A 3,301-nucleotide genomic window follows, 5' to 3' on the forward strand; every position below is an offset into this window, starting at 1 on the left:
TTCACGTCGTTGGCGAGGCGCTCCTGGAGCCCGTGGTACTTCGCGACGCCCGTGGCGTCCTCCTGCGCGATGCCGGCCACGTCCTCGGTGTTGAACGAGGCCATCTCCTCGGAGTACACCGCGTACTCGGAGTCGCGGGCGACGACGCGGCAGTTGCCGCCCGAGACCTTCACGGTCGCCGTCCCCGTCACCACGTCCTGCGTCTCGTCGACGAACGCGTTCAGCGCGTCGACGACGGGGGCGAAGACGAGGCCCTGGTACGCCTTCTCGGACCACTCCTGCTCGATCCCCTTCTTGAACGAGCGCTCGTTCTTCGTGAGGACGAGGTCTTCGAGCGCCTGGTGGGCCGTCAGCAGGACGGTCGCGGCCGGGTGCTCGTAGTTCTCGCGCACCTTCAGCCCGAGCATGCGGTCCTCCATCACGTCGGTGCGGCCGATCCCGTAGCCGCCGGCGTACTCGTTGAGGTGCTGGATGAGCGGGACGGGGTCCATCGGTTCGCCGTCGACGGCGACCGGGACGCCCGCCTCGAAGGCGACCTCGATGGTGGTCTCGCCCTCGGGCTCCGCGGTCCACTCGTAGATGTCCTCCGGCGGCTCGTAGTTCGGGTTCTCCAGCTTCCCGCCCTCGACCGCGCGCGACCAGATGTTCTCGTCGATGGACCAGACGCCGCCGTCGCCGGCCTCGACGGGCAGGTCCTTCTCCGCGGCGTACTCTATCTCCCACTCGCGGGTGAGGCCGAGCTCGCGCACGGGGGCGATGACCTCCAGGTCCGAGCCGCGCCAGACGGCCTCGAACCGGAGCTGGTCGTTCCCCTTCCCGGTGCAGCCGTGCGCGATGGCGTCACAGCCCTCCTCCTCGGCGACGCCCAGAATGGCCTCGGCGATGACGGGGCGCGCGAGCGCGGTCCCGAGCGGGTAGCCCTGGTACGTCGCGTTCGTCTTCACCGCGTCGAAGCACAGTTCCGCGAACTCCTCTTTCGCGTCGACGACGTGGAGGTCGAGCCCCAGCGCCTCGGCGGTCTCCTCCGCCTCGTCGAACTCTTCGGTCGGCTGCCCGACGTCGACGTTGACGCCGATGACCTCGTCGTACCCGTACTCCTCTTTCAGGAGCGGCACGCAGACGGTCGTGTCGAGTCCTCCACTGAACGCGAGTGCAACGGTTGCCATTACCGGAGTAGAACGGACTCTATCCCTTAAATTCGTCGGTTTAAATATTGTAACAAAAGGGCGAAGGCGACGCTACGGAGGAACGTAGCTGTCACTCTCCGGAACGGAACGGCGCGAACGCGACGAGGGATGAAGATTACTGGCCCGAAGGGGCCCGTCGTCGCGCCGCGCCGGAAGCCGGTCGCGGCGGTCGGACGCCTCGTCGCGGTCGCGGGGCTCGTCGGCCTCGGACGAGGGCGGCGTCGGGACGAGCCTCCGCGATCATTACCAGTACCTAGTTTCGTTCCAGAATAAAAGCGTTCCGCAACTGGCCCGCGAATACGTGCTGTTTCCGCTTCACCGACGCTATATCTCGTACCTGTTCGATAGCGGGAGTAGGCGTATCGATACGGTTGAGTGATTGTTTATACGTGAGCGGATGGTGTTGCTGTCGGCTGTTTATAAGTTATCGACGACTCTGCGGAGAGGACTTCCAAAGCCCCAGTCGCTCGGGGATACGAGGATGACCACGGATCGGCAGAGAACATCTCCAAAGCCCCAGCCGCGAGGCGGGCGCACGCTCGCTGCGGTCCTCAGTCGGTCGCTCTCGCTCCCTCCTTGCGGTCCTTACGTCGCCTGCGCCCGCCTCGCGGCTGCTCGTTTGAGTCCCACCCCACACAGCACCGCAGCCTCACACCTCCCCAGCCTCGCGGTTCGCGCTCTGCGAGCGCTCACCGCGTCCAGCGAGGGACCGAAGGTCCCTCTGGCAGCCGGCGCGTAGCGCCGGCGACCTCGCGCGGTGCTCCTCGCGGGCCGATGGCCCGCTCGGAGGCACGCGCCACCGCAGCTGTCATATACAGGTGACCGTCGCGTCGCTACGCCTGTTTAGATATCGAATCGTGCCGACCTGCAGCACTCACTTCCGCTATCGGTCAGATTGCTTCCCGGTACGCCTCTAGCGTCCGCTCCACGTCCTCCTCCGTGTGCGCGTAGGAGGTGAACTGGCACTCGAACTGGTTCGCGGTGAGGAACACCCCCTGCTCTTTCATCTCCTGCCAGAACACGCGCTCCCACCGGTCGGTCGCGGCGTCGGCGACGTCGGCGCCCGTCTTCGGGCAGTGGTCGTACCGGGCGCAGTCGTCGTTCTGTCGGCAGCCCCCTGCACAGCAGGCGTCGATATCGTCGGGGGCCTCGCGGGTGAACACCGTCTTGAACATCGAGTCGGTGCCGACGACGGTGTACTCGGGCGCGCGCTCCGCGCAGATCTCTGCGATCCCCTCACGGAGCGTCCGGCCGAGCCGGTTGACGTGCTCGTACACGTCGTTCTCGGCGGCGTACTCCAGGGTCGCCTTCCCGGCGGCCATCGTCACCGGGTGCCCCGAGAAGGTGCCGGACTGGAACACGTCGCCCGCGGGCGTGAACCCCTCGATGATCTCGGCTTTCCCGCCGATCGCGCCGACCGGGAAGCCGCCGCCGATGATCTTGCCGAACGTCGTCACGTCAGGGGTGACGCCGAACTTCGACTGCGCGCAGCCGAGGCCGCCGACGCGGAACCCGGTGATCACCTCGTCGAAGATCAGGAGCGACCCGTGGTCGTCACACAGCTCCCGGAGCGTCTCGTGGTAACCGTCGATCGGCGCCACGATCCCCATGTTCGCGAGGATCGGTTCGACGAGGACGGCGGCGATCTCGTCGCCGTGCTCCGCGAACACCGCCTTGGCCGCCTCCGGGTCGTTGAACGGGATCGGAAGCGTGTGCTGCGCGAACTCCTCGGGGATCCCCGCCGTGGAGGGGTGCGCCTCGCCCGGCGACCCCTCGACGAGCGTCGACTCCTGGGCGCCGTGGTAGCCTCCCTGCATGACGACGATCTTGTCGCGGTCGGTGTGGCCGCGCGCGAGCCGCACCGCCGACACCGTCGCCTCGGTCCCCGAGTTGACGAACCGGATCGACTCGACGCTCGGGACGTGGCGTGCCACGAACTCGGCGTGCTCGATCTCGATCTCCGTCGGCGCGCCGTACATCGGCCCCTCCGCGACGTGCGACTGGATCGCCGCCTCCACCGGATCGGGCAGGTCGTGGCCGTACAGCAGCGGTCCGTACCCCATCACCCAGTCGACGTACCGGTTGCCGTCGGCGTCGATCACGTGGCCGCCGTC

General features: G+C 67.4%; 2 protein-coding genes. Both read right to left on the bottom strand.

Features of this window, described 5'->3' with window-relative positions; translation table 11 throughout:
* Positions 1–1,166 (bottom strand): argininosuccinate synthase (locus tag SD626R_RS11365; RefSeq protein WP_092566475.1); only part of this gene is annotated, 1,166 nt, incomplete at its 3' end.
* Positions 1,167–2,077: 911 nt separating this feature from the next.
* A partial coding sequence (locus tag SD626R_RS11370; protein ID WP_092566476.1) for a glutamate-1-semialdehyde 2,1-aminomutase occupies positions 2,078–3,301 on the bottom strand: 1,224 nt, incomplete at its 5' end.

Source organism: Halorubrum sp. SD626R (assembly GCF_001261915.1).
In the GTDB taxonomy this organism is placed as follows: domain Archaea; phylum Halobacteriota; class Halobacteria; order Halobacteriales; family Haloferacaceae; genus Halorubrum.